Consider the following 25,407-nt stretch of genomic DNA (forward strand, 5'->3'; position numbering starts at 1 on the left):
CCGAAAGAAGCCTGAGCTTATCAGTCCGTTCCCGCATATGAATGAAGTCCGGCGATAACCAGGTTAACGCCGACCAGGGTAAACATTACGATTAGAAAGCCGAGTACAGCGAGCCAAGCGGATTTGCGTCCCTGCCAGCCGCGGGCCAGCCGCAAATGGAGATACGCACTGTAGAACAGCCAGGTGACGAGAGCCCAGACTTCCTTGGGGTCCCACCCCCAAAATCTGCCCCAAGCCACCTCGGCCCATATCATTGCAAAAATCAAAGCCCCCAGTGTGAAAATCGGAAACCCGATGGCGATCGCCCTGTAGGTAATCTCATCCAGGTCATTCTCGTCAATTCCATCAAGTACCGGATGAAGAGCCTTCCCTAGCGGCTTACGCACGGCCAGCCGAAGAAGCCCGTACAGGAGCAGTCCGGACAGCAGTGACCAGATCACAGTGTTGAACTTGCGCCCTGCATTGACGCCATTCATCCAGGATGGTGCTTGAAACAAAGGCTTCTGAAGCCCAAGAAACGGCTGGAAGCTCTCAATTTCGCTATGGTACGGTGCCACAATCGGCGGCATTTTATAACTCACTTTCTCTATTGTACTATCTTCCTGCCCGGGGCTGTCAATCGTAACGTTCGAACGGACAAAAACAGATTCATAGCCCGCGCCGCGGAAGGCAAATACAGATCCAAGAAACCCAATTATAACAATGATCGAGAACAGAGTAAATTCGACCAGCCGCTGCTGCTTGCGGTCACTGCGTTCCTTGCTGTCAAATTTCACTGTCCGCAGCAGATACATCAGCCCGGCGGCAAAGCCAACCGCGAAGAAGGATTCCCCGAGGGCAGCAAGCGTGACATGAATATTCAGATAGATCGATTTGAGCGAAGGAATGAGCGGCTGCACTTCCTGCGGAAATACTGCTGCATAGGCCATCACAACAATGGAGATTGGAACCGCGAATACCCCAAGAATCATCTTGCGGTAAATGGCGAAGATCACCGTAAAAGCCACCATCACCATCATCGATAGGAAAGTCATGAACTCATACATGTTACTTACCGGAATATGACCGGCCCCCATCCAGCGGGTAATGAAGTACGCCAGATGGCAGAGCAGCCCGAGTGAGGAGGTGATAAAAGCAATCCGGCCCCACCGTGCAGTATGCTCCTCCGGCTTCCTGCCCGACCATTTGCGGCCCATAATAGCAATGGTGAACAACATGAAGGCACCGCTGTATAAGAAAAATGCGGCTATAAAGACGTCACTGCTGAAATCGAGCAAGTTCATGCCATGCCTCCTCCGTTGTCCAATGATTTGTCATCGACTGTCATGTCTATCTGCTCCAGAATAGAAACGAGCTCACGGCGGAAGCCGAACCAGTTCTTGTTCGTGTGGCCTCCAAGCACCAGCTGTCCATCCTCAACGATCAGCCAGATGCGTCTGTGCTGCCAGTAGAAGCCGAGAATCAGCCCCAGCATGACAATACCCGCACCAATCCAGACGAACGGCATGGCCCGGTCCACACGTATATTGAGATAGGTGGTGGATTCCGAGAAATCCACATCCGTCATACTGCCCACCTCAAGCTCCAGAAACCGTGTGCCGCCTCCAAGCTTGTCGTTGATGGCCTCCTGCTGGAAGCGCTCCTTGTCCACCTGCTTCGGGAAATAGAAATATTGCTGCCCCTCTGCCGGCAGATCCGGACCACGGATCAGGAAGAGAAACGCCGGAGCGTTCGGATAAGGGGAGGTGGAGACCGGACGGCCTTCCTCATTCAATCCGAAATCCATATACTTCTCCTTCAGTTCAAGCGTGTACGGTCCGGCCTTGAAGCTGCGCTGCGGATTCTTCATATCCAGTCTGAACTTGCCGTAGCTCTCGCCGGTTGAAGCATTGACCAGATCAGGCTGCACGGAACGCAGCACAGGCGTAAGGTCATAGTCAAACTGATACGCTTTCATTCCTTGGTAGCTTAGAGGAGAATTCACCTGAATGTCGTGTCTGGCCACTTCCGCAAGCTGAGGCTCCTTGGAGGGATCGCTGCAGTCTGCCGTACATTCATATAGAACCGCCTTCGTCTCATAGAGCTTAGGGAGAACCTTCTTGCCCCGGAATTCCTCGGGCATCTCTTCTTCACTATAGAATTCTACCGTGAATTTCTCGTTCTTCAGGTACATGCTGGTGTCCGGTATCTTTACTGTCTCTCCCTGCGGGAAGGCAAGATGCTGATCCATATTCAGACCCGGCAGTCCCCTGGCAAGCACAGCAAGCAAAAATATAATCAGGCCGATATGTATTACATAAGGTCCCCAGCGGCTGAAACGGTGTTTCTCGGCCAGTAAAGCGCCGCCCTCCGTCCGCACGCGGTATCCTTTCTTCTTAAGCGGCTGAACGATCCGTGCCACCCATTCCTCCGGCTCCCCCTCCACCTCTGTATTCAGCGTAAGCTTTTGACGGGTAAGGAACTGGCGGTGCTTGCGGATCTTCTGCCGGGTTAGTGCCTTGTAGAGCGGAAGCACGCGGTCCAGGCTGCAGATGACCAGAGAAGCTCCAATCATGACCAGCAAGGTCACGAACCACCAGGATTCATAGGTATGCGAAAGGCCGAGTCTATAATATATATTCCCGGCTGTTCCATACGTTTGTTCATAATAGGTTGAAGCGTCAATATTTAAGAAGGTGCTTTCTTGCGGAAATATCGTACCGAGCATCGCACCCAGCAGCGTCAGCACAATCAGGTAGATGGCTATTTTGACGGAGGAAAAAAAGTTCCAGACCTTGTCGATCACTCCCGGGCTTACCCGCTGTGAACGGCGGGCCACCCCATCGTAGCGCATCTCCAGGTTCCCCGAAGCGTTCTCTTCCTTCTCATCCAGCGGCTTGCCGCAGGCTTCACAGAGAACCGTTCCTACAGGATTCTGGTGACCGCATTCGCATTTGGTGTTGCTGATCAGCGGCTCATGCTTACTCATGGTCCCACCAGCTTCCCGATTTGCTCGTCAAGCGAGTTCAGATCCAACTGGCCGATATGAATGCTGTCCACCCTGCCCTTCGTATTAATGAAGAAGGTAGTGGGCAGCGGGGAGACCCCGTAGCTGCGGACCGCGTCGCGTCCCTTATCCATCACAACCGGAAAATCAATATCCACGAGCTTCACGAAATTGTCCACCGTCATCTGATCCTCGCCCACATTCACGCCCAAGACCACGACACCCTGGTCCTTCCATTTCTCCCACTGTGCCTGGAGGGCAGGCATTTCCTTCACGCATGGTGCGCACCAGGATCCCCAGAAGTTCAGTACAACCGACTTCCCTCTGAATTCCTCCAGCGTATGGGTCGCACCGTCCAGCCCAAGCAATTCAAAATTTGGCGCTTTCCCGCCTTCTTGAGGCTTGCCGTCTCCCCCGAACACAGAGGAGCTGATGGCATAACCCCCAAGCAGAACAATTAGAAATAGTATCACGATTTGGATTGGCTTCCTGGCTTTGCCCATACAGGGGTACCCCCTTCTGTGACGCAACTCATTACTTTAGTTGTAAGGTGTGAACATCCTATGAACATTATAACGAATATTGTCACAGTTTTAGGAGGGGAAATTGTGAACTTTATGTGTCTTTGCGTGTCTGATTATCCCGAAGCATTCCCGCTTTGGCAATTTGCTGCAGATGATTGATCTCATCCTTGGTCAAATGGCGGTAAGAGCCGCGCTTGAGATTCTGGAGCAGGATATCCCCGAAGGAAATCCGCTTCAGACGGATAACCGGATGCGACACCGCCTCGAACATCCGCCGGACCTGGCGGTTCCGGCCTTCATGGATGGTGATGCTGATTACCGCTTCTTTATTGGCTTCATCAATATCCTTGTATTCGACTTCCGCTGGAGCGGTCATGCCGTCTTCCAGCTTAATGCCTGCTTTCAGCTTGTCCAGCGCTGTACCATGCGGCACACCCTTGACCGTAGCCAGATACGTCTTCGGCACATGATGCTTCGGATGCGTGAGCAGGTTGGCAAACTCACCGTCATTCGTCAGCAGCAGCAGCCCTTCCGTATCGTAGTCCAAGCGGCCTACAGGGTATACGCGCTCTGTGATTCCTTTCAGGTAATCCGTTACTACCTTGCGGCCCTTGTCATCCGAGGCGCTTGTAATTACACCTTTGGGCTTGTTGAACATAATATAGATTTTATTCTCGCCCCGGATCAGTCTGCCCGAGACTTTAATAATATCGGTTGCGGGGTCCGCCTTTGTGCCAAGCGTAGTTACGAGTTCCCCGTTGACTTCCACTTTACCGGCCAAAATCATTTCTTCACACTTGCGTCTGGACGCAACACCTGCTTGCGCCAATATTTTCTGTAATCTTTCCATTTTCGACTACTCACCTCAGGTTAATGATAACCATCAGAGGCATAAATCACAAGATCATTCCACGGAAAAAATGCGCCGGGGCAAGTTTCACTATGCGGCTCCACCGTAAGCGGCGACATTTCATAGCGCCCGGACAGCTCCAGTATCAGCTTCCCCGCCGCAAACAGCTGCTGCTGGCACTCCGGAAGCTGTGGCAGCTGCTCCGCTTCCCCATAGTTGCCCTCGAGGCAAATATGAATATGCTCCGGGTCTGTCAGCAGCGGCGCCGCATAGACCGAGCCGTTCAGTCCGACCCAGAAGTCGAATCCTTTGCCGTTAATAGACGGACAGCGGGAATGATGCAGAATAAAGCCTTTGTAGTCCACCCTTTGTCGTCCTCCCTCCGTATTGCTGAAATAGCATATGAAGTGGGGGGGCGGGCGGTGAGGACTGTTTGTTAAAATGTTTGGGGAGCGGGGCCGAAGAGAATAAAAGCGTTGACTAATCGTAACTCCGGGGAATGTTTGGACTTCCGGCCGCTGTTAAAGTTGGATTTCCTTGATCTGACTGCCCTGCGGCAGTAGAAATCCAACTTTAAAGGCGGACGCTAGCGCTCCTACAGTTCCAAAATTCCTCTCCGTTACTCCATCAACGCAGGGGCAAACCTAATAAAAAACAGTCCTCACCTCCCGCGAGGGGGTGAGGACTGTAGGGAAGCGGCAAGCGGCTGCGGGGCAGCGCTTGGGGACCACCACACCACCACCACCGGCTGCGGGGCAGTGCGTGGGAATAAGTACTACCTTCTGAGCCCGCCTTGGTTTCTGGCGGCCTGTCCGGATAATCAGGTGCAGTTATACCCTTCTTTTGCTCTTTCCTGAAAGCAAACAATTGGATAAACGTATCTTAATTTATGCGATTTGGGGAAATTAGCTGAAGCAAGTGGAATTAGGGCATTTAATTTGTTTAATTTCACTACTTTGGCGAGAATACGTTTAATTAAGCAGCATTTTTCCAACTGTTGTCTCCATGATGCTTATTCGTCTAGCAGCAGGCGGAGGAAATCCACCTATCCACCTACCCACCCACCCATCCATCCACTTATCCATCTACCTTCTGCTCCTGCCCCGCTACCCGAACACCAGCAGACAAACGGCAATGGCAGCAATGAAGCCGACGACGTCCGAGAACAGGCCCACCTTCAAGGCATAGCGGCCGTTACGGATGCCTACAGCGCCGAAATAGACAGTCAGCACATACAGAGTGGTGTCTGTGCTGCCCTGTATAGTAGAAGCGATCATACCGATGAGAGAGTCCGGGCCGTGGACGCGGATCAGGTCTGTAGTATAGGCGAGTGATCCAGTGCCCGTCAGCGGGCGCAGGAGACCGAGTGGAAGCACCTCTGACGGAATACCCAGTCCCTCCATCAGAGGGCTTACAAAGCCCATCAGGAAGTCCAGCGCACCGGACGCGCGGAACACACTGATCGCCACCAGCATGCCGACCAGATGGGGGATAATGGCAATGGCGGTACCGAAGCCGTCCTTCGCCCCCTCCACGAAAGATTCATAGACTGGAACCTTGCGCGTGAAGGCATACAGCGGAATAAAGGTAACCATGACCGGAATCGCCCAGGCAGAGATCAGACTGATCAGTTGTAACACGGACGGTCACCCTTTCACCGAAGAATGTGGGAGCGCCCCGCTCCCGTTTGCCGGGCCGGTACCGGCGTTCAGGACCGGCGGCGGTCCGGGCGGCCTGCGGAGCAGGGTGAGGCGGCGGAACAGCCTGTCCGCAGCAATCGCCGCCAGGGTAGCCACTGCCGTCGCCGCCAGGGTGGTCCCGACGATGGCCGCCGGGTCCGCCGATCCGTAATTCAGCCGGATCGCGATCAGAGTCGCCGGAATTAGAGTGATGCTGGCAGTGTTCAGCGCAAGCAGCGTACACATGGCCGGCGTTGCGGTCTCCTTATCCGGGTTCAGCGTCTGCAGCTCCTGCATCGCCTTGATGCCCATCGGAGTGGCCGCATTCCCAAGACCCAGCAGGTTGGCGCTCATATTGGAGAGAATGTAGCCGATCGCGGGATGCCCTTTGGGCACATCCGGGAACAGAAAGGAGACTACGGGACCCAGCACTTTGGAGATTTTTTTCAGCAGGTCGGCATCCTCCGCAATCCGCATAATGCCCAGCCAGAACACCAGCACACTGATCAGCCCGAAGCTGACGGTCACCCCGCTCTTCGCGCCATCGAATACGGCGGCCGTGAACTCGTTCATCCGTCCGTTAACTGCCGCAAAGCCAAATCCGATCAGGATCATTCCGAGCCAGATTCCATTTAACATACCTACCCCTCCCCCGGTTCATTCTGAATACTGTTTGTCTATCTACCCGTTATTCCCCCGTGCGGAACAACGCCCGCAGCGCACTGCCGAAGGCCTGCAGCCAGTTGCCCGCCGGATAGGCGGAGGCACTCGCAGCGTTATATTTTTTCTCATACGGTGAGGTCTCCGGCGGGAGCTGGCCAGGCGTGTACACCGGTACCCGCCCGATCTCCTTATCTCCCAGCTGCAAAATAATCACACCCCTGAGCCCGAAGTTAACATCGCCCTCACTCCCGTTGGCATTCGCGCTTGCCCTGCCCGCACCTGCACTTACACTGGAGCCTGCAGCTGTACTCCCCGTTCCCGCAGCATTGCCACCCGCAGAGGCCTGCGGAGCTGCACTAAGCACCAGCTTGTTGACGAGCCTTGCTTCCTCCCCCTGACCAAGCGGATATGCGAAGGCCTTGCCGGTCACCAGACTGTAGCCTTTGACGGCCTCGCCCCGCCCGACCAGCGTCTTCAGAGGATAATGGTTGAAGCCGAAGTCCAGCAGTGAGGCATGGTCGTTCCAGTCATTGCCGTCGTTCAGCGTAACCGCCACGAGTTGCTGCCCGTCCCTTGTAGCGGAGCTAACCAGGCAGCGCAGCGCTTTTTTGGTATACCCCGTCTTCACCCCGTCCGCTCCTTCGTAGAGGCGCAGCATCTTATTTTTGTTGCTCCATTTATAGTCCCATTTCTCATAGGGATTGTCCGCCGTCTTCTCTTTGGTAGCTACGATCTCCTTGAATACCGGGTTATGCATCGCATATGCGGTCAATACGGCCAGATCATTCGCGCTGGAAAAGTGGCCTTCTGCATCTAATCCATGCGGATTGGCAAAATGCGTATTTTTCAAATTCAGCTCTTGTGCCTTGGCGTTCATCAGGTAGACGAACCCCTGCTCCGAACCGCCGACATGCTCGGCAATTGCAGTTGCCGCATCGTTGCCGGAGCGCAGCATCAGCCCGTACAGCATATCCTTCAGCGTCATCTCCTCGCCCAGCTTCAGGTACAGGGAGGAGCCCTCCTTGGCAAAAGCATTTTTGCCGACCTTGACCTTCGACGTTATGTCGCCGTTCTCTATCGCCACAAGGGCGGTCATAATTTTGGTCAGACTGGCAATCAGCATCGGCTCATCTCCGCGGCTGCTGTACAGAATTCTTCCGGATGTCACATCAATCAGCGCCGCCGCCCTCGCATGCGTGGAGATCGAAAGGTTCTCCGCCCGGACAGCGGACAGCGGCACCAGCGCAAGCAGCAGCACACACAAAAGTAAGGACAGCATAGATTTTCGGGTTAGTGTCTTCATGTTCATCCTCCGGCTTCTTATCCGTTCCTTACGCAACGGTTCATCAGTCTTGCCTGGTTGTACAAGTGTATGCGGGGCATGAGGCAGGTATGTCCTATCCTCCAGCATCCGGCAAAAAAGGGATACCACCCGCTAAGGTGATATCCCTGCTAATTTGTCATTTCCCTGTATCCTAATGTGTTGACGAATGGTCAGACGAGCCGGTCCCGGTCTCCACAACGGTTTTGGTTACCTTGGAGCCGGGAATATCTGAAGCTTCGGGAACCATACCGGGCTGGAACATATTCTGAATTTTGTCGAGTAGATTAGGCGTGGCATCAATAATTTTCTCGAACAGATGGGTCTGATTATCCAGCGGCACAATATGTACCCCTTCTCTGCCAACGACCAGAAAAGCGATTGGACGAATAGACACGCCGCCCCCGCTGCCGCCCCCGAAGGGTAGCATTTTGACACCGGACCCGCTGCTGTTCACACCCGGACCATCATCCTCCACCCTGAAATCACTGCCGCCGGCTGCGAAGCCGAACGTCACCTTGCTGATCGGCAGAATGACGGTGCCATCGGGCGTTTCAACCGGATCTCCTACAATTGTATTTACATCAACCATGCCTTTAATATTTTCCATTGCGGTCTGCATGAGACCTTGAATCGGATGATCTGACATTGTTTGTCTCCTCCTCGTGTGTATATAAATGTACCTGCAGTATTTATCTTGCCCACTATAGATTGGAGTATGTAGATTATTTAGGAACGTTCACGGCTGAGCAATCTCTTCCACCGGCCCAGACCGCCTTCCACCTTCGACACACGCCGCAGCAGGAGAAGCCCCGCATAGAGCGCATATCCGGCGGACAGCTTGCCGCTACAGACGGCTTCCGTTGCAAAAGACGGCTGATCCCGGAAGACAGGTGCAACGAATATTCCCGGCTTATGCACCAGTCTGACCATACGGGAGAGCACGCCGATCATCGTCCACTTCAGTCCCCATAAGGCCCCCACCGCCGTGGCGGTCGTCGCAGCCTCTCCCAGTGAGAAGTCCGTGGACCAGTCCAGCTTGGTGATCTGAATATGGGACAGGGTGTCTTTAATCCATTTTTTCAGACCGCGGGTGGCATGTAACGCAGTGCGTATATCCTTTAGCCATTGCGTCACAGATTCTTTATCGACCTGCCCTTCCTGCTCGCTATCCAGCTTCACTGGTGCGATTCCGCTTTTCTCCACCTTGAGCTTAATACCTTGTTCAAGGCTCTGGAAGACCAGCGCAGGCACCTCATAATGAAATTTAACGAGGCCATATACAGCTTTGATGTCGAATTCGATGCGGTCATCCTTACCGAGCCTGCGGACACGCAAGTGAAAATGAATCGATGACGCCAAAACCAGCAGGAACAGCAGAACTACGAGCAGCAGCAGGATTAAGGGTATTGCCAGCCATAACGTCACACGGTTAACCTCCAAGCAGACTTTAGAATAATAAACATGGAGCCTCTGGATTAGTATGGCAATTACGGCTGGATAACATTCGGTGATTTCGCAAACTTCTCCATTTTTCACAAGTGGAAACGGATTTGCCGTCCTTTTAAAGGACGGTACCGTTTCAGCGAGAAATAGAAGGATACTTTATCGTGTGCAACATATAAAGTCTTATATTTTGAAAAAATGCCGCTGCCCCCGAAGGGACAACGGCATTTCAAGAACAGCGGCAATCCGCTGCGGTTATTCTACCTCATCGAAGGTCATCTGGCTGTCCAGCTTGCTGAACAGCAGCTGGGTCTCCTCTTCCAGGCCCTCCGAGGTATCGAAGCTCGACGGCTCCGGCAGCTCCTTCAGGCTGGCCAGCCCGAAGCTGTCCAGGAAGGACTTGGTCGTTCCATACAGAATCGGACGCCCGACAGCCTCCGCCCGGCCCACCTCGTGGATCAGATCCTTGTTGCCCAGCGTGTGGATGGCCCGTTCGGATTTGACACCCCGGATCTCCTCAATCTCCACTCTCGTGATCGGCTGGCGGTAAGCCACAATGGCAAGTGTCTCCAGCGCCGCCTGGGACAGGGACGACCTGGAGGGCGAATACGCCAGACGTTCAAAATACTGAGCATGCTCCGGGAGTGTCGCCAGCCGGTAATTCCCGGCAATCTGGACCACCTGAAGGCCACGGCTCTGCGAGTGGTAATCCTCTCTTAAGTCATCCAGCGCTCTTGTAGCCAGATCAGGCCGCTGCTCGGTAATCTCGGCAATCTGCCGGACCGACAGACCTTCATCCCCTGAGAGAAACAGCAGGCCTTCAATAATCGATTTCAGCGTGTTGTAGTCCACTGACATCCTCTCCTCCTCTCCACTCCATAACAATATCCTCAAATAATTTCTCCTGATAGCAGTAAATGGCCTTCATCTTCATCAGCTCCAGGATGGCCAGGAAGGTGGTCACAATCTCATGCCGGTCCATCTCCTCATGCAGCAGGGCAGAGAAGCGCAATCTGCCGCCGATCCCCTTGCGCTGGAGCGCTTCGGATACATCACGGATGCGGTCTTTTACCGAAATCTCATCTCTGGTGATCCGCTGGTACGAGGTGCGCCGGGCAGCCTTGCTTAGCGCCTTGCGGAACGCTGCGATCAGATCGGCGGTATGCAGGCCCTTCAGTGTATTATCCGTCTGCGCAGGGACGAAGGGGCCCAGATCCTCAGGCTCTTTCGTAAAAATCAGGCTGCGCTCGCTCTCCATATCCAGCAGCTGCACCGCGATGCTCTTGAACTTACGGTATTCAATCAGGCGCTGCACCAGCTCCGCGCGCGGATCATAGCCGTCATCCTCATAATAATCGAAATCCTCGATTTCAATGACGGGCGGCTTCGGCAGCAGCATTTTGCTCTTAATCGACAGTAGAGTGGCCGCCATCACCAGAAATTCACTGGTGATATCCAGCTCCAGCTCCTTCATTCCCTGTAGGAATTCCATATACTGCTCGGTGATCTCGCTGACCGGAATGTCCTGGATGTCGATTTCCGCCTTGTCAATCAGATGCAAGAGCAGATCGAGCGGACCTTCGAACGTCTCCAGCTTGTACAATACAGTCACGCGGTTTCCTCCAGCCCAAAAAAAGTAAAGTGCAGCGCCGCAAGGACGCTACACAAGTAGAAAGATCTATTTTCATGCTTTCTTCTCATACCTATAAATAAGCACGATTTACGCTCTTTCGTCAAGAGGTGTATTATTTGAACATCTTATTCAGGTTAGCCATTTCGATCGCGGCAGTCGCTGCATCCCAGCCTTTATTGCCGGCCTTGGTTCCTGAGCGCTCAATAGCCTGTTCAATATTCTCCGTCGTAACCACACCAAAAATAGTCGGAACACCCGTCTTAAGATTAATCGCCGCCACACCTTTGGCCACCTCGTTGCACACATAATCATAGTGTGTTGTAGATCCGCGAATGACTGTACCCAGCGTGATAACGGCGTCATATTTGCCGCTTTCGGCCATTTTTTGGGCAATCAGCGGAATTTCGAATACGCCCGGTACCCAGGCGACATCCACTTCATCATCGGCAACCCCATGGCGCTTGAAGGCATCGAGTGCCCCGGAGAGCAGCTTGCTGGTAATGAACTCATTGAAACGTCCTACGACAACCCCATATTTCAAGCCCTCAGATACTAAATGTCCTTCAAAATAATTCGGCATACTACTCATCAACCCTTCGTGTATAGGATAGGTAATCTATGATTAAATTTTGGTATTCTCATTCTGTTCAATCTTGTCAAAATTCAGCAGATGCCCAAGCTTCGCCTGCTTCGTATGAAGATAATTGGTATTGTCCTTGTTCTCCGGCATCTGGATCGCTACGCGCTCCACCACCTCAAGGCCATAGCCTTCCAGCCCCTTGATCTTGCGCGGGTTGTTGGTCAGCAGCCGGATCTGGCGGATGCCGAGATCCTTAAGAATCTGTGCCCCGATGCCATAATCCCGCAGATCCGCCGCGAAGCCCAGCTTCAGGTTGGCATCCACAGTATCCAGCCCTTCTTCCTGCAGCTTGTAGGCGCGCAGCTTGTTGATCAGGCCAATGCCCCGGCCCTCCTGGCGCATATAGAGGAGTACACCTCTGCCGGCTTCTTCAATCTGGCGCAGCGCCGCTTCGAACTGCGGACCGCAGTCGCAGCGGTGCGAATGGAACACATCGCCGGTCAGGCACTCGGAATGCACACGTACGAGTACCGGCTCATCCCCGGAGATATCGCCTTTAACCAGGGCAACGTGCTCCTTGTCGTCCACCTCATTCGTATAGGCAATGGTCTGGAAATCACCGAAATCCGTCGGCAGATTCACTGCTACCTCACGGGTAACCAGATGCTCCTTCTCGTTACGGTAGTGAATGAGGTCCTTGATGCTGATCAGCTTAAGGTCATGCTTCTTAGCGATCTCAATCAGGTCAGGCAGGCGGGCCATCGTACCGTCCACCTTCACCACTTCACAGATGACACCTGCCGGATAAGCCCCGCACATGCGGGCCAGATCAACAGCAGCCTCCGTGTGCCCGGAACGCCGCAGGACTCCGCCTTTTTTGGCGATCAGCGGGAACATATGCCCCGGTCTGCGGAAGTCGGCCGGCTTCGCCTTCGGGTCTAGCATGGCCTTAATCGTCTGGGAGCGTTCACCGGCCGAGATGCCGGTCGTCGTATCCGCGTAGTCAATAGATACCGTGAACGCCGTACCATGATTATCGGTATTCTGGGACACCATCGGATGCAGGTCCAGCTCCTCTGCACGCTCTGCCGTAATCGGTACGCAGACCAGGCCGCGTCCTTCAGTAATCATGAAGTTAATCACTTCCGGGGTAGCCCGTTCCGCCAGAGCGACGAAGTCTCCTTCATTCTCACGGTCTTCATCATCTACAACGATAACGACCTTACCGCGCATTAAGTCGTAGATCGCATCTTCAATCGGGTCTAGAACACTGTCCTTATCAGCTTGCTGGCTCATATTACCGTCCTCCTAATGGCTATACGCTTGCCTGACGGCTTGCCGTATGCCTGATCTATAGATTATACGAACCCGTTGGCCGCCAAAAAATCATGGCTGATCTTCGAGCTTCCCCCATCATCTTCATTGCCCGCACGCGAACCGTAATGGAGCAGATGGTCCACGTATTTACCGAGCACATCACATTCGATATTCACCCGGTCTCCCGCCCGCTTGTGGGCCAGCACCGTCTCTCCCAGCGTGTGCGGGATAATCGATACGGTGAAGGTATCGGCTTCCGTCCTCACAACCGTAAGGCTGATGCCGTCTATCGTAATGGAGCCTTTGGGAATGATGAATTTGAACAGGGATTTGCGGTCCGGGGCAATCTCGAACACCACTGCATTCTGATCGCGCCTGACGCTGCGGATCTCAGCGGTTCCATCCACATGCCCCTGGACAATATGCCCTCCGAAGCGTCCGCCGGCAGCCATGGCGCGTTCCAGATTCATTTTGGACCCGGTGCGCAGCTCCTTGAGCGTACTGTTGCGGTAAGTCTCAGGCATGACGTCAACGGTGAAATGATGGTCGCCGAGTGAGGTTGCCGTGAGACAGACTCCATTGACCGCCACACTGTCGCCAATCTTCAGATCTCCCATAATGAGCGAGGCGCCGATATTCAGCACCATCATCTCCCCGCCGCTGGTGACGCTGCGCAGAACTCCCACCTCTTCAATTAAGCCGGTAAACATACCATCCCTCCTTCCTGAATATTCGGTTACTGCTGAGGAACCGGGGTGCCGCTGATACACACATTATCCCCGAGCAATTCCACTTCCAATCCTTCAAGCTGGATGGCATCACGCATCAGCTCCACACCCCCGAAGTCGAAGGTACCCGCTGCTTGCGCGCCGCCGCCGACAATCTTCGGAGCGAAGAAGAGAACCACCCGGTCAACCAGTCCCTCTGCAAGCATCGCCCCATTCAGCGTTCCGCCGCCTTCCAGCAGAATGGACCCAATCTCCATTGCACCGAGCGCAGCCATAGCCGCCTGCAGATCCACACGCGGACCGCTGCCCGCAGCAATCACCTCTAACCCTGCAGCCAGCAGCGCTGCTCTGCGGTCAGGATCGGCTGCCTCTGTCGTCACAACCACCGTAGGCGCGAGTCCGTCCTTGACCACAGCGCTGTCCAGCGGAAGGCGCAGCGAGGAGTCAATGATAATCCGCACCGGATTCCGCCCGGGTACATTCAGTCTAGTCGTCAGCGAAGGGTTATCGGCAATCACCGTATTCACCCCGACCATAATCCCCTGATGGCGATGACGCAGGGTATGTACGATCTCCCGTGCCTCAGCATTCGAGATCCACTTGCTGTCTCCGGTCCGGGTGGCGATTTTGCCGTCCAGTGTGCTGGCGCTCTTCAAGGTTACGAACGGCTGCTTCGTCAAAATATACTTGATGAACTTCTCGTTCAGCCGCAGCGCCCGGCCCCGCAGCAGACCTACTTCAACATCAATCCCTTGCTCGCGCAGCATCGCAATTCCCCGGCCTGCCACCTGAGGGTTGGGATCCTCACAGGCGACAACCACCCTGGCCACGCCTTCATCGATCAGACGCTGGCTGCAAGGAGGCGTAATGCCGTAATGACTGCAAGGCTCCAACGTAACATAGGCTGTACTCCCTTGCGCTTTACCGGCTGCCATATTGAGCGCATGCACCTCGGCGTGTCCGGTTCCGCGCTGCAGATGGGTTCCAATCCCGATCATGGCGCCGTCCTTCACAACTACGCAGCCGACCACAGGATTAATTCCCGTCTGGCCCTGTGCCCGCTCCGCCATATCCAGCGCAAGGGACATGTAAAACTCATCGTTCATCTTATCCATGTCTTGCCTCCTATCCCAAGGCTGTAGTCTTTATGTGTACCAAACTATAAACAGAAAAACCCGTCTCAATCTCCAGGAGGAGTTCAAGACGGGATATACGAGAGGTGATCGCAGCAAAGAAAATATGCGTAAATAAACGCCGGACCTCCGGCATTGTGAAAGTTCGCACATAAGTTCCGAAAACACTGCTGCTCGGCCGCCTGTTGCAAGCGCGGCGCGTGAATCTCTCCTTCTTCCATCCAGACTATACTGTCGGTCCCGGAATTACACCGGGTCCACCGTCCGTATCTATATCATACGAAGCGGGTAGCGGACTAAGCACCGGAACCAGCTATATTCAGCCAGATCCGTCAACATCACCGCCGGTAGGGAATCACACCCTGCCCTGAAGGATTGATCTATTCAGTTCAATACCAAGTTACGCCTACAACAAAATTATCACTTCACTGCGGGAAATGCAAGTGTGCTTCGGAAATTTACTATATTTATGTAACTTAATTCCCTTATACACCCGTCTCACGCTGCTTGTCCGCTCTCAGCAGATCGCGGATTTCCGTCAGCAGGACCACATCCGGTGCCGGAGCAGGTGTCTCCACAACCTCAACTTTGACGGTCTCCTTACGTCTGAACCGGGTACTCAGCTTCACCACCATGAAGATGGAGAAGGAAATAATGAAGAAGTCGACCACGGTCTGCAGAAACATACCGTATTTCACCTCAGCGTCTCCCGTTCCGAAGCTAAGCTCCTTCAGATCAATCCCTCCGCTAATCAGACCGATAAGCGGCATAATGATGTCTCCCACCAGCGAGGTAACAATTTTGCCGAATGCCGCTCCAATGATTACGGCAACCGCCAGATCAAGTACATTCCCTTTCATGGCGAAGCTTTTGAATTCCTTCCACATGACGAACCATCCCTCCGAAACTTTGAATTTGAAATTATTATAGCATTTATAGCAACCTGCAGGCAGAAAAATGTATAAACGGTATATAGTTTGCGATACAGCCGCTATATATTCCAAAAAGGTACGGGAACGCTGAGCGTCCCCGTACCTGCTGTACCCTTATTCTGCTGCTCTAATTCTGCCTAGTCCTGCTTGCGTGTTCTGCGGAATACCCGGCTGAGGATGAAGCCGCCCAGAATCAGGGCTGCACCCGTCAGGTAGATCGGCAGCGGGCTGCTCTCGCCGGTCTGCGGCAGTCTGCCGCTGCCGTCGTTTGTACCCGAGACCGTCCCTTGCGGAACCGGATCGTCTTCAACATCTACTTCCGGATTGCCCAGCGGGATATTATCGTCGATTGGCGTCACCACTTCAGGTGCTGCCGGTCCCGGAGTCACAGTTGCTGCCGGAGCCGAGGGCTGCGGAGTTCCCGGCAAGCCTGGTCCTGCAGGAATCTGCGGATCATCGATAATGACTCCCGGTTCGAATGTACCGGCAGGTGTGGGAACCGGAGTAAATACCGGACCTCCAGTAGGTGATGTCGGAACAGGTGTAGCCTCTGGCCCCGTAGAATCTGTAGGCACTGGCGATGGAACTGTAGTCGGAACTGTAGTCTCTACAGGTCTCTCAGTCGGCACAGGAGTTACAGTCGGTGTCGGTGTTACTGTCGGCGTTGGCTGCTCCGCCAGCTTATTATACAAGGTAAGATTCAGCACGGCCGATGAGCCGATTGTCACCGGATGCTCGGTGGAATCAAGCACATAGCCCTGCGGTGCTATTGTTTCAATCAGTACATAACTGCCCAGCCACAGGTTGTTGAACGCCGCGATGCCTGCTGCATCAGTGGTGCGGGTATTCACTAGCACCCGGTCATTTCCGTTCAGACGGTATAGCTCATAGGTAGCTCCCGCCAGCGGTTTTGCAACATTGCCTGCTTCCAGCTTGAAGACATTAAGCGTCCCTCTGACGCCGCTGCCTGTTCCCGAACCGCTGGACACTCCTACGATAATCTCCTTGGTCGTCTCCTTGGTGATAAGCTTGACGTTATTGCCGCTGAAGCTCACAGAGTTAACCAGCTTATCGCCAGTGTTCGCAACGATCAGCGACTGATATTCCAGCACATAAGCGGAATGGATGTCACCAGGGAAGCTTAAGACGAAGGATTGTCTGCCCTGTGCATCGGCGCTGATAGTTAAGGTGTAATCGGTATCCTTCACCAGCGGAGGGCCGCTCTTCGTGACCTCTCCGTTCACGGCCGTAACCGTACGGTAGAGCTGGAAGCTGTCCGGCAGCAGGATCTGATTCGTGCTTGGCACATCGGTGATCACGGCATCTTTTACATGGGACTGGGTCCGGTTGATCGCAATGGTCCAGTTCAGCTTATCTCCGTTCTGCGCGCCGTCCTTGAACACATATTCATCCCCGTGCGGGATATCTACGCTGGCCTTCAGATCCTTCGATACCTTCTTCGTGCCATCCAGCAGGTTCGCTGTATTGGCTACCTTGGTTCCAATTAGCTGTCCGGCCAGACTGGTCTTGAACACGATATAATAAGGCGAATTAATGGCTTTGTCAAAATCAACTCTCAGCTCATTGCCGCTTCCCACGCTATAGCTGAACTCAGTACCGTCCACCTCAGCGCCAGGACTATGCGTTCCATCCTTGGCAATATTCATCTTGTATACCTTAAGTGAGCCAGGTACAAGGGACTGACCATCACCCAGTATATCCGTTACTACAGGATCAGCAATGGATTTGCTGTTGTAATTAACACCTACGGTCCAGGTCAGCTCTTTGGCAGAAGCATCATACGTTCCTGACTTGAACCCGTTGTTCTTCACCTCGGAATTAGGAATGAACTTCCCGCTGGCTTCAGTCCACTGTGGCTTGTTCTGGCTGTCCTTCCAGTCAATCCGGGCCACGTTGATGAAATCATTCGTATTGCCGGTAAGCCAGTCATTGCTGAATTCCGTCTGATAACTAATGGTATAAGTGCCTGTAACCGGTGCGTTGAACTCCACCTGGAAGCCTTTATTAGGCTGTGCCGGTGAATTCACAATCAGGGTATAAGCCGATGGAGGGATCACTGTGCCGGAAAGAGTACGGACCACCAGTGAACCTGAGATGTACTTCTGTCCTCCCTGCGGGAAGCTGTCGGTAACCACTACTTCGTTCATTGGATAATTGTCACCGTTGAACGTGATTTTCCAGTCTGTCGTGTGTTTGTTGTAATCCACCCCGGACAGATTCTTATAGATAATAATAGGCCGGATCAGTTGAGTAGCGTTGCTGCTATAGGTACTGTCAGAGACAGTGTTGGTAATCTTCGTATCGCCAAACACACGGTCTGCGGCTTTGGTCGTATATTCGATCAGATAAGCTGATTTCACTGTATTCTTGAACTCCAGTCTGAATCCGTTGCCGGATTCGCCGCTAACAGGCGTTACTGTGTAATTACTGCCTGCATTCAGTGCCGTGCCCTTAGCAGCTTCTCCGGCTGCATTCAGCGTAACCGGATAGATCCGCACCGAGTTCTCCAGGAGCACCTGGGAGCTGTTGAACACATCCGTCAACACCGCGTTCTCCGGGGAGATCGTCCGGTTATTGTAGTTGTATTCGATAGCCCAGTTAATGGTCTGAGTGCCCCAGTCATAACGGACGACTTTTTTGTTAAGGCTGCCGCCTCGTTCAATGACTACTGTATCCGATGCGCTTACCGGATCACGGCCGTCCCCTGTGAAGGTTGCCTGGTTGGTGAAGCTGGACAAGTTATCACTCACTACCTGCGTGGTATAAGCGATACGGTATGCCCCTGTAATCACAGAGTCCGTGAACTGAAGCTTCAGCGTCCCGCCGGAGACACCGGCAGTATATTTGCTGCTGTCTACCAGCTGGCCTTGCGTAACTGTGCCGTCAAGCTGAACATTCAGCTGGTAGACGGCAAGTGTAACCGTGCTGTCCAGTGCCAGCCCGGCAGGAATCGGGTCGGTCACAGCAGCGCCGCTTACCGGCTCCAGTCTTTTGTTCACATCGACGGTCCAGTCAATATGATCCGCGTTGAAGCCGCTGGAGATTCCCTTCTTGGTAATCGTCGAGCCTACAGTGGGCTTGAACGATACCGTAACCGTTTGGACTCCGCCGTTCACCGGGAACAGAATCTGCTGGACGGTGCTGCCGCTGATCACTTTTTTATCAAATTGGGTATTAATACGTAAGGTCCCCTGCACATTGGCATGACTCTCGATGTAATCATTGAAGGTCATCACCACCTGATGGGTAGCCTGGCTGACCGTGAATGTGCCTACCGTCCCATCGTCCGATTCCAGTCCGCCCTGAATGTCATTGAAGAGCTGGAACTGCTCGGGAAGCTGGAAAGCAAAAGTGTCTCCCTGGCTATAGCCGTGGCCGTTAGGAAGCGACCAGGTATAGTCCAGCCTCACGGTGGAATCCACATCATACACACTGCCTGTCACCGTCTGTCCATCCGGACCATATACCGCCATGGATACGCTCGTAATAATGTCCCGGTCCTGTTCAATGGCCGCCGCTGTAGCCTGCCGGGTGAAGCCCAGCCCTGAGACCAATTGCACAAATAACATGACCAGGACTACTGCCAGGCTTGTTCTTTTTTTCACCATTTCCCATAAGCCCCCGTTCTTTCGATTGAATGATTTGAAGCATACCTGCAAACAAAGATGGCTGCTGAACGCACCGGTAAGGACACACTCCACCTGAAGTTTCGTTATGTATACGGGCTAAGAGTCCATCTTATGTAAATAAACTAGTAAACCTGACTTTTCTGCCCACTACAGACGATATATACTTATATCACCTAAGAGTAGAACTTTAGAATCAGAAATGGTTAAAATTAAAGAAATTATTAGGCAACCCTTACTTCAGGATTCAAGGAGAGATTTCAAGTGAACCGAACTTTATTCTGGGAGCGTGCCCGTGACAGCGATTTCGTCATGCTATCCGCCTCTCATCTCGTTGCCCTGTCTGTCATTGCGCTATGCTGCCTGGCGCTCTTTGGGGCCCGCTTCGCCCTGCGCATCCGGTCCGGCCTGCGGTTAGGCGTACGCCTGCTGCTGATCCTGCTGCTGGCTGCTTCTGAGGGAGGCCTGCATGTCTGGTATCTGTCCCATGACAGCTGGAGCCGAAGCTCCTCCCTGCCGCTGGAACTATGCGGAATTACCCTGCTCCTGTCGGTCGTGATGCTGCTCACGCGCAGCAGACTGCTGTACAGCTTTCTATATTTTGCCGGAATCGGCGGTGCATTCATTGCCCTGCTTACCCCTAATCTGGTCTATCCGTTTCCGCATTTCCGCTTCCTGCTGTTCTTCATCGCCCACGGGTCGATCATACTTGCATCCCTGTACATGACCTGGGTCGAAGGGTATAAGCCCAATTGGCGCTCGCTGTTTTTCACCATGCTCTGCCTGAACCTTGTCGCCGCGTGCGTCTACGCCGCCAATGTCCTGCTGGACTCCAACTATATGTTCCTGATGCACAAGCCCAGCACGTTCTCGGTACTGGACTATTTCGGCCCTTATCCTTACTATCTGCTGGTTGAAGAAGCCTTCGCCTTCGTCATCTTCCTCCTGATGTTCCTGATTTTCTTCAAGCTGCCGGAGCTGTACACCGCCCGCCGTGCCGCAGCCCGCGGGAAACTTGGCAGGTAAACGGAGGGGATGGATTCAGGGGCACTTGTGCTCCTCATTCCGGCTAAGCGCCGACTTTCTGCGGATTCAGGGGCACATTAGTTGGAATAACGTATCTTGTTTCGGATGATTTGGAGCTTTCGAGGAAATTAATTGGATAAACGTCATTTAATTTCGTGTATTCACTCCACTCTGTTCGATTTGCAGCATTTTAAGTGCTGTTTTTCCAACTGTTTCCTGACAAGTTTTCCTCAGCTCCTGAGCAAGTGGAGGAAATCCAACTGCTATTCGTACAATTCTCCGTACGGCAAAAAGCACCCGGCTGGATACCCAGCCGGGTGCTTCGGCGATGCCTTAGGAAGAGGAGAACCTCCCCCTATAGCGTCAATGGAGTACTTGTATTAAGCTTCTACAATTTCAACGGTGGTCATCTTGTCGCGGCCTTTGAAAGCGTCAACCAGATCCATGCCTTCAACCACTTTACCGAATACTGTGTGTACTCCGTCAAGGTGCGGCTGTGGAGCGTAAGCGATATAGAACTGGCTTCCGCCTGTGTTCTTGCCGGCATGGGCCATAGCCAGGGAGCCGCGCTCGTGCTTGTTCGGGTTGATCTCGCAGTTGATGGTGTAGCCAGGACCGCCGGTGCCTGTTCCGTTCGGGCAGCCGCCTTGTGCTACGAAGCCTGGAATCACGCGGTGGAACAACAATCCGTTGTAGAAGCCGTCTTTTGCCAGCTTCTCAAAGTTTGCTACTGTATTAGGCGCATCCTGATCGAACAAGTCGATCAGCACAACGCCGCCGTTTTCGAGTGTAATTTTCGCTTGCTTAGCCATATGTAAATGACCCCTTTCGAAATGACAAATGTAGAACACGTTTATTAGTTTACTATGAAACGGAGCACAAAGCAAAGCAAGCGGGATGTCTTCCCGCCTGCCGCTATAGCACAACCCTATAGTCTTCTTATTTCGTAACGGCTTGTTTGGCAATCCGTGCAGGCACAATATCATTGGCAACAATGTCCTGATGGGACTCGCGGCGTACAACCAGATCGCTCTGCCCGTTCTGCACGAACACCACCGCCGGACGGCGGATACGGTTGTAGTTGCTGGCCATGGAGTAATTGTAGGCGCCTGTGCAGGCCACAGCCAGAAGATCGCCGCTCTCCACCTTAGGCAGCTCAACGTCCCAGATCAGCATATCGCCGCTCTCACAGCATTTGCCGGCGATGGATACCTTCTCCACGTTAGGCTCAGTCGCACGGCTTGCCAACAGCGCTTCGTACTTGGATTCATACAGGGCCGGACGCGGATTATCGGTCATGCCGCCGTCAACAGCTACATATTTGCGCACTCCCGGAATTTCCTTGCTGGTTCCAACCGTGTACAGAGTCGTTCCGGCATCCCCTACGATACTGCGGCCCGGCTCTACCCAGATCTGCGGCAGCGAATCGTTAATGCCAGCGAAGTGGGTCTTCACTGCATCTGTGATGGCTGCGACATATTCGGACACCTGCAGCGGCGTATCGCCGTCCACATAACGGATTCCAAAGCCTCCACCCAGGTTGACTACAGGGAAGGAGATTCCCAGCTCTTCCTTGACGGTACGGGTGAACTCGGCAATACGTTCAACGGCAAGCTGGAAGCCCTCGGTCTCAAAAATCTGCGACCCGATATGCGAATGCACGCCGAGCAGGTTCAGATTAGCCAGGCTGTCAGCCAGACTGACCGCTTCACGGGCCGAGCCGTTGCCGATATCAAAGCCGAATTTGGAGTCGGTCTGTCCTGTCGATGCGTAGGCATGATGGGCATGGGCTTCCACTCCAGGCGTAACGCGCAGCAGAATATTAACAGTCACTTCTCTGCGGGCGGCAATGGACTGAAGCAGACGGAGCTCCACCAGATTATCGGCGACAAAGCAGCCAATCCCTGCATCGATCGCCATCTCAATCTCATCCGGTGTCTTATTATTGCCGTGGAAATGAATGCGTTCCGCCGGGAAACCGGCTTGCAGCGCAGTATACAGCTCTCCATCGGAGACCACGTCCAGCGACAGGCCTTCCTCATCCGCAAGCCGGCACATCGCCATTGTCGAGAACGCCTTGCTGGCATAAGCCACCTGGAACCCGAGACCGGAAGCTGTGAACGCCTCCATATACTCGCGGCAGCGGCGGCGGACCAATTGCTCGTCCACTATATATAGCGGTGTCCCATACTCCGCCTTCAATTCGGTTACATCACATCCGCCGATCTCCAAATGCCCTGCATCATTGATTCGGCTCGTCCCGTGTAAAAACATTGCGCAGTCCTCCAATTTCTGTGGAATCATCCGTTCCACCCTGTCTAGTATATGATTTGGGGCCCCGATGCGTTCCTGAAACAGATGCTCAGAATACAGATCCGGCTTATTGCGGGGCTGTTCAGTATATTCAGTATAACAGACAGAGGGAACACCATTGAATGGACTTTTTTGCAGTTGATTTGTATTTTCCTACGACTTGCGCGGGGCATCCTTATGCTCAGGCATCCGGGTGCTATCTCTTGTTTTGTTGAAGGATGGCCTTGTTTTGGAGCTGAGCACCGGCTGACGCAGGAGGATCTCCGCCATGGCTTTTGCATTAAATGGTATAAACGGCCACATGTAAGGAGAGTTATACGAACGGTGCGTGGTCAGCAGCACCACCAGCAGCGTCGTCCCGATCATGAAGCCGGGGATGCCGTAAGCAGCCACCGCCAGCAGCAGCGCAAGCCGGACAATCCGGTTGGCCAGCCCCAGCTCGTAGCTCGGCGTTGCAAACATCCCTATAGAGGCCACCGCCATATAGAGCACCACTTCATTGACAAACAGCCCGGTCTGTACGGCGATATCACCCACCAGAATGGCAGCGATCAGCCCCATCGCGGAGCCGAGCGGCGTCGGTGTATGCACTGCAGCCATCCGCAGCAGGTCTACCCCCAGCTCAACGATCAGGAACTGGGCAATGAGCGGGAGATTGGCTGATTTTTGCGGACCGATGAAATCAAGCATGCCGGGCTTCAGCTCCGGATGGAGAACCATCAGCATCCATAGCGGAAGCAGGAACATCGATGCAAAGATCCCGATGAAGCGGACCCAGCGGAGATAGGTTCCCATAAAAGGCGTCTGGCGGTTCTCTTCCGCATGCTGGCACAGATCAAAAAACGTCGTCGGCAGCACCATGACACTCGGAGAAGTATCGACAAACACAACCACCCGGCCCTCCAGCAGATGGGAAGCGACAATATCCGGCCGTTCCGAATAACGGACCAGCGGATAGGGGTTCCAGCCGCCGCCGACAATCGCTTCCTCCAGCTGCTTGTCCGCCAGGGGAATGCCGTCGAGATTGACGCTTTTCAGCTTGTCCGTAACGGCCTGCACCTGGGTCTTATCCACGATATCATCGATGTAAGCTAAGCAGACATCTGTCCGGGTCCGCCGTCCAATCTGATGCATCTCCAGCTTCAGCCCAGGGTCGCGGATACGTCTTCTAACCAGAGCCACGTTGCTTAGCAGCGTCTCTGTGAAGCCGTCCCGCGATCCGCGGACCACCCGCTCAATCGACGGCTCATCCGGGCTGCGGGAAGGATACGAACGGGTATCCATGATGATAACCTGCGATTCCCCTTCAATGAAGAACGCGCTCATGCCGGCTAACACTTTGTTGATGCTCTCGCTGAACAGCTCGCCTTTTTCCACCTGGACATGGGGAATATATTCACTCATGAAGCTGGCGAGTACATCTGTCGATACATTTTCGGGGGTCAGATACGTCAGGCGCTTCAGAATTTCATCGATAATCGTATCCTTGGCGAAGCCGCTGATGCAGAGCAGCGCCGCACTTTTCCCGCCGAAGGACATTTCCCTGAACACAATATCGAAGGAGGAGCCCAGCCCAAGTACCTCGGTCAGTGTATTCTTCGCATCAGCCAGGGATTGCGGGATCTTGTCGTTGCCTTGCCAATAAGTAATCGACTGCTCCAGGGAGTCAGAGCGTTCATTGTCACGTTTTTGCTGCAGAGGGTCATTGGACTTGCTTGCAGAATCCGCTCCCTGACCGGCTTTGGCCTTCTTAGGGGCGGACTTCTTAAGGGCAGACTGCTTGGGGGCAGACTGCTCCGGCTGCTGGGGCTGACCAGCTTCCTGACCGTCCTCCTGATCCTCAGGCTCTTCATCATCTCCAAATAATCTGGCAAAAAAGCCTTTATGGCTCTTATCCTGCGTCTGAGCCCCCAACTCGTCCGAGGTTTCCATATCCTGAGACTGGCCTCTGCCGTCTTCATGGGCTCCCTGTCCCGCTCCGGAATCCGCAGCTGAATGATCCGTTCCTGAATGATCTGTCCCTGCCTGTGCAGCTCCGGTCTGCCCGGGTGCACCCGCACCTTCGGAATCTGCTGATTCCGGGCCTGCAAAACCGGCGGAGGCAGAATCTTCTGCACCTTGTATTCCCTGCTGCGAATCGTCTGCTGCCTGGTCTCCCGTACCGGATTCCGCAGATGCTTCCTCCGGCCCGGCATCGTCGCCGAACAGACTGCTGAAGAACCCTTTGATTCCTCCGCCGGACGATTCCTGACCGTCTCCGTTCTCGGAGGCGGGATCATCGCCGGGACTGGCCTCATTATCTGTAGCCGCAGCATCTTTCCCGCCGACAGCCCCGCCATCTCCAGATGCAGCGTTCTTACCGCTGCTATCCTCACCTTCTCCAGTTGCTGCGTTCTTACCGCCGCTATCCTCACCTTCTCCAGTTACTGCGTTCTTGCCGCCACCAGTATCCCCGCCACTATTTGACGGAGCAGCATCCAGGCCCGACGGGCTCTCCTGCCCGCCCTCAATCGGGCGCGTCACCGCGCCCAGCTCCGCTGATGCCTCCAGCTCCTTTCCTATGTCGCTCTGGGATGCAGCCGGTTGCTCTTTTTGCTCCGGCGGCTTCTGCCCCGTCACCGCGCCCAGC

At 53.9% G+C, this 25,407-nt stretch carries 21 protein-coding genes, 1 pseudogene and 1 riboswitch; of the genes and pseudogenes, 1 reads left to right on the top strand and 21 read right to left on the bottom strand.

The genetic code is table 11. From position 1 onward, the window contains the following. Window positions 1–20: 20 nt before the first annotated feature. From ccsA to NST69_RS19670, 18 genes are all read right to left on the bottom strand, one after another. The gene (gene ccsA, locus NST69_RS19585) at window positions 21–1,283 is read right to left on the bottom strand and encodes a cytochrome c biogenesis protein CcsA (protein ID WP_036727362.1); all 1,263 of its coding nucleotides are present in this window, start codon (window positions 1,281–1,283) and stop codon (window positions 21–23) included. After that, window positions 1,280–2,968 carry a cytochrome c biogenesis protein ResB gene (locus NST69_RS19590; protein ID WP_036727364.1) on the bottom strand — a complete coding sequence of 563 codons (1,689 nt, stop codon included), beginning with the start codon at window positions 2,966–2,968 and terminating at the stop codon, window positions 1,280–1,282. Before NST69_RS19590 ends, ccsA begins: the two co-directional genes overlap by 4 nt. Continuing rightward, a complete protein-coding gene (resA, locus tag NST69_RS19595; RefSeq protein ID WP_076079154.1) occupies window positions 2,965–3,489 on the bottom strand; it encodes a thiol-disulfide oxidoreductase ResA in 525 nt (174 codons plus the stop codon). The genes NST69_RS19590 and resA overlap by 4 nt, the downstream gene beginning before the upstream one ends. Window positions 3,490–3,601: 112 nt before the next feature. Beyond that, window positions 3,602–4,360, bottom strand: a complete 759-nt coding sequence (locus NST69_RS19600) for a pseudouridine synthase (protein WP_036727368.1) — start codon at window positions 4,358–4,360, stop codon at window positions 3,602–3,604. A 20-nt stretch (window positions 4,361–4,380) separates the two neighbouring features. After that, on the bottom strand, window positions 4,381–4,725 hold the full coding sequence (locus NST69_RS19605) for an N-acetylmuramoyl-L-alanine amidase (protein WP_340979743.1): 345 nt from the start codon (window positions 4,723–4,725) through the stop codon (window positions 4,381–4,383). A 741-nt stretch (window positions 4,726–5,466) separates the two neighbouring features. Further along, on the bottom strand, window positions 5,467–6,000 hold the full coding sequence (locus NST69_RS19610; RefSeq protein WP_036727371.1) for a spore maturation protein: 534 nt from the start codon (window positions 5,998–6,000) through the stop codon (window positions 5,467–5,469). A 6-nt stretch (window positions 6,001–6,006) separates the two neighbouring features. Then, complete coding sequence (locus tag NST69_RS19615) at window positions 6,007–6,678, bottom strand: nucleoside recognition domain-containing protein (protein ID WP_036727373.1); 672 nt, start codon at window positions 6,676–6,678, stop codon at window positions 6,007–6,009. 49 nt (window positions 6,679–6,727) lie between these two features. Then, complete coding sequence (locus tag NST69_RS19620; protein WP_339310410.1) at window positions 6,728–8,011, bottom strand: D-alanyl-D-alanine carboxypeptidase family protein; 1,284 nt, start codon at window positions 8,009–8,011, stop codon at window positions 6,728–6,730. 166 nt (window positions 8,012–8,177) lie between these two features. Then, window positions 8,178–8,672, bottom strand: coding sequence for a GerW family sporulation protein (ytfJ, locus tag NST69_RS19625; RefSeq protein ID WP_036727374.1), 495 nt, complete (start codon window positions 8,670–8,672; stop codon window positions 8,178–8,180). 80 nt (window positions 8,673–8,752) lie between these two features. Further along, the gene (locus tag NST69_RS19630) at window positions 8,753–9,451 is read right to left on the bottom strand and encodes a DUF2953 domain-containing protein (protein ID WP_340951617.1); all 699 of its coding nucleotides are present in this window, start codon (window positions 9,449–9,451) and stop codon (window positions 8,753–8,755) included. Between the two features lie 273 nt (window positions 9,452–9,724). Continuing rightward, on the bottom strand, window positions 9,725–10,321 hold the full coding sequence (gene scpB / locus NST69_RS19635) for an SMC-Scp complex subunit ScpB (protein ID WP_036727407.1): 597 nt from the start codon (window positions 10,319–10,321) through the stop codon (window positions 9,725–9,727). Beyond that, window positions 10,290–11,081, bottom strand: coding sequence for a segregation/condensation protein A (locus NST69_RS19640; protein ID WP_340951615.1), 792 nt, complete (start codon window positions 11,079–11,081; stop codon window positions 10,290–10,292). Before NST69_RS19640 ends, scpB begins: the two co-directional genes overlap by 32 nt. 133 nt (window positions 11,082–11,214) lie before the next feature. Further along, on the bottom strand, window positions 11,215–11,682 hold the full coding sequence (gene ribE / locus NST69_RS19645; protein ID WP_209870069.1) for a 6,7-dimethyl-8-ribityllumazine synthase: 468 nt from the start codon (window positions 11,680–11,682) through the stop codon (window positions 11,215–11,217). 42 nt (window positions 11,683–11,724) lie between these two features. After that, complete coding sequence (locus tag NST69_RS19650) at window positions 11,725–12,978, bottom strand: bifunctional 3,4-dihydroxy-2-butanone-4-phosphate synthase/GTP cyclohydrolase II (RefSeq protein WP_209870071.1); 1,254 nt, start codon at window positions 12,976–12,978, stop codon at window positions 11,725–11,727. Between the two features lie 62 nt (window positions 12,979–13,040). Beyond that, window positions 13,041–13,709, bottom strand: coding sequence for a riboflavin synthase (gene ribE, locus NST69_RS19655; RefSeq protein ID WP_340951613.1), 669 nt, complete (start codon window positions 13,707–13,709; stop codon window positions 13,041–13,043). A gap of 26 nt (window positions 13,710–13,735) precedes the next feature. Further along, a complete protein-coding gene (gene ribD, locus NST69_RS19660) occupies window positions 13,736–14,842 on the bottom strand; it encodes a bifunctional diaminohydroxyphosphoribosylaminopyrimidine deaminase/5-amino-6-(5-phosphoribosylamino)uracil reductase RibD (RefSeq protein ID WP_340951610.1) in 1,107 nt (368 codons plus the stop codon). A gap of 223 nt (window positions 14,843–15,065) precedes the next feature. Continuing rightward, a riboswitch (FMN riboswitch) is annotated at window positions 15,066–15,239 on the bottom strand. Between the two features lie 106 nt (window positions 15,240–15,345). Further along, window positions 15,346–15,747, bottom strand: a complete 402-nt coding sequence (gene mscL, locus NST69_RS19665) for a large conductance mechanosensitive channel protein MscL (RefSeq protein WP_340951608.1) — start codon at window positions 15,745–15,747, stop codon at window positions 15,346–15,348. 182 nt (window positions 15,748–15,929) lie between these two features. After that, entirely contained in the window at window positions 15,930–19,421 is a 3,492-nt protein-coding gene (locus tag NST69_RS19670) for a collagen binding domain-containing protein (protein WP_342546961.1), read from the bottom strand. Between the two features lie 282 nt (window positions 19,422–19,703). On the opposite strand from NST69_RS19670, the gene NST69_RS19675 reads away from it, so the two are divergent. Then, window positions 19,704–20,465, top strand: a complete 762-nt coding sequence (locus NST69_RS19675; RefSeq protein ID WP_340951606.1) for a TIGR02206 family membrane protein — start codon at window positions 19,704–19,706, stop codon at window positions 20,463–20,465. Window positions 20,466–20,845: 380 nt separating this feature from the next. Here the strand turns inward: NST69_RS19675 and NST69_RS19680 are convergent, their stop codons facing one another. From NST69_RS19680 to NST69_RS19690, 3 genes and pseudogenes are all read right to left on the bottom strand, one after another. Next, window positions 20,846–21,277, bottom strand: coding sequence for a peptidylprolyl isomerase (locus NST69_RS19680; RefSeq protein ID WP_036727386.1), 432 nt, complete (start codon window positions 21,275–21,277; stop codon window positions 20,846–20,848). Between the two features lie 127 nt (window positions 21,278–21,404). Beyond that, entirely contained in the window at window positions 21,405–22,739 is a 1,335-nt protein-coding gene (gene lysA / locus NST69_RS19685; protein ID WP_209870088.1) for a diaminopimelate decarboxylase, read from the bottom strand. A gap of 192 nt (window positions 22,740–22,931) precedes the next feature. Further along, window positions 22,932–24,476: pseudogene (locus NST69_RS19690) on the bottom strand (spore germination protein); the annotation flags it as partial. Window positions 24,477–25,407 lie beyond the last annotated feature (931 nt).

Source organism: Paenibacillus sp. FSL P2-0089, from assembly GCF_038595095.1.
Lineage (GTDB): Bacteria > Bacillota > Bacilli > Paenibacillales > Paenibacillaceae > Paenibacillus_AQ > Paenibacillus_AQ silagei.